This is a genomic window from Cryobacterium sp. TMT1-3 (assembly GCF_004402315.1).
Lineage (GTDB): Bacteria > Actinomycetota > Actinomycetes > Actinomycetales > Microbacteriaceae > Cryobacterium > Cryobacterium luteum.
In genome coordinates this window covers 1-1,774 of record NZ_SOFW01000028.1, presented here as the reverse complement: position 1 = coordinate 1,774, position 1,774 = coordinate 1, and the positions used below count along the sequence as shown (strand labels likewise).

1 protein-coding gene is annotated in these 1,774 nt (G+C 58.1%); it reads left to right on the top strand.

The genetic code is table 11. The features are described 5' to 3' along the window. The first annotated feature begins 123 nt into the window (after positions 1-123). Complete coding sequence (locus E3O25_RS09045; RefSeq protein WP_166806006.1) at positions 124-1,731, top strand: hypothetical protein; 1,608 nt, start codon at positions 124-126, stop codon at positions 1,729-1,731. Positions 1,732-1,774: the final 43 nt, after the last annotated feature.

Genomic DNA, 1,774 nt, shown 5'->3' with positions numbered 1-1,774 from the left:
CACGCTCCCAGTGAGGTTTCTCCTCTGACCGCCGAGCTGCATGGTCACGTTCCTGATGACGTCATCCCTGGTATTGGGCCATCCTTGAGTTAGTGATGAGCGCTCACGAAGAGGGTGGTTGTGATGGTGAATATCAACGAGGTCCTGGATGGTCACGTGGCCTTGGAAATCGAGTGTCTCGATCGAATCTATTTGAACGGCTACGTTCCGATCCTGCAAGTTGGCGGTCAGGTCATCAACTTCATGCGCAAGCATCTGGGCAAGTCGATTCCGTCGCCTGCGATTCTTGAAAAGATTGGCACCGTGTTCCGCCAAGACGTGAAGAAATACGCGGAGACTAATCACATTCCCGTGATCACGTTCAAGAAGGACGATCGGAAAGTCGACGTGATGCACCGCCACATCCTGGCGCAGGAACTTACTGGTCACTCCGGCGTTGCCGCGATCGGAATCGCGCAGGAATACCAGAATGTGTTCGCTGCGAACAGACGCGAAGGACCCGGCGTTCCGTGGTTCTCGTTCACGAAAGCCGACCGTCGAATCACGTGCTATTACTTCTACCTGTGGGACACGGAATTTGGTCCCTCGTTCATCAAGATTTGCGCGTACTTCCCCTACCCGATCAAGGTCTGGGTCAATGGCCACGAGTGGGCCAAACGTCAAGCCACACGGGCTGGAATCGGCTTCACGTCCCTCTCGAATGGTTTCGCCAGCTGCGATGCCCCGGACGCGTTGCAAGCGATCTGTGACCGGCTTGGATCAGTCACCATTCAAGCGTTCTTTGACCGGTGGATGGACCTCCTGCCGTTGCCGTTGAATGAGTACGACCGCACGTTCGGGTACTGGTGGGAATTGTCGATGCGTCAGATTGAAACTTCCCGCACCTTTGTCTTCGACGCTCCCCGGCATGCTCGGGGGTTCTTCGAATCTCTCATCGCCGACAACCTCGACATCGGCCGCCCCGAGACCGTGGAGTTACTCTTCACCGGTCACGCTCCGCATTCCCGCAGCGCGCATCCGATCGTGAACCACACGCCGTGCAAAACGAAGATCGTGACCGAGGGCACCCAAGTCACTGTGAATGCGTTCTTCAAACATTCCCGCATCAAGCAATACCTCAAGGACGGCCGAGCCCTGCGCATCGAGACCGTCATCAACTCCCCCCGAGATCTCCAATGCCTCCGACGCTTGGAACACCTGGAGGAATTGCAGCTCAAAGCCCGTGACATCAACGCCCGACTACTCGATACTGAACGTGTCGGGCAGCGCTGTGTCCTTGCGAGCCCAGCCTTTGAGCGGGTCGCATCCCCAACACTCACACCGGACGGGAGAAGGGCTCCAGCCATCAGATTCGGCGACCCTCGGGTCGTGGCGCTGCTCGGCGCTCTCTGCATCAGCATCAACGTCCTCGGATTCACCCACCGGAGCCTCCGCGCCCTCGTGAACCCGCTACTTGACACTGAATACAGAGCAGGCCAGATGAGTTACGACCTCGCCAAGCTCCGCGCCAATGGCCTGATCCAACGCCGCGAACACAGCAACACCTACGTCCTCACCGCCGATGGACAACGCATCGCGATCTTCTATACGAAGCTGCACGACCGGCTCCTCCGGCCACTCATCGCCGCCAATACGCCCCCGGCACCAGCCCCACTCCGCCAGGCGTTGAAGACTATCGAGGAACACATCGACAGCTACCTCAACGACGCCCACATGGCTAACGCTGCCTAAAACTCGGTACAAACGCCCGACTTCTGGCCCCCAAGAAAGCTAG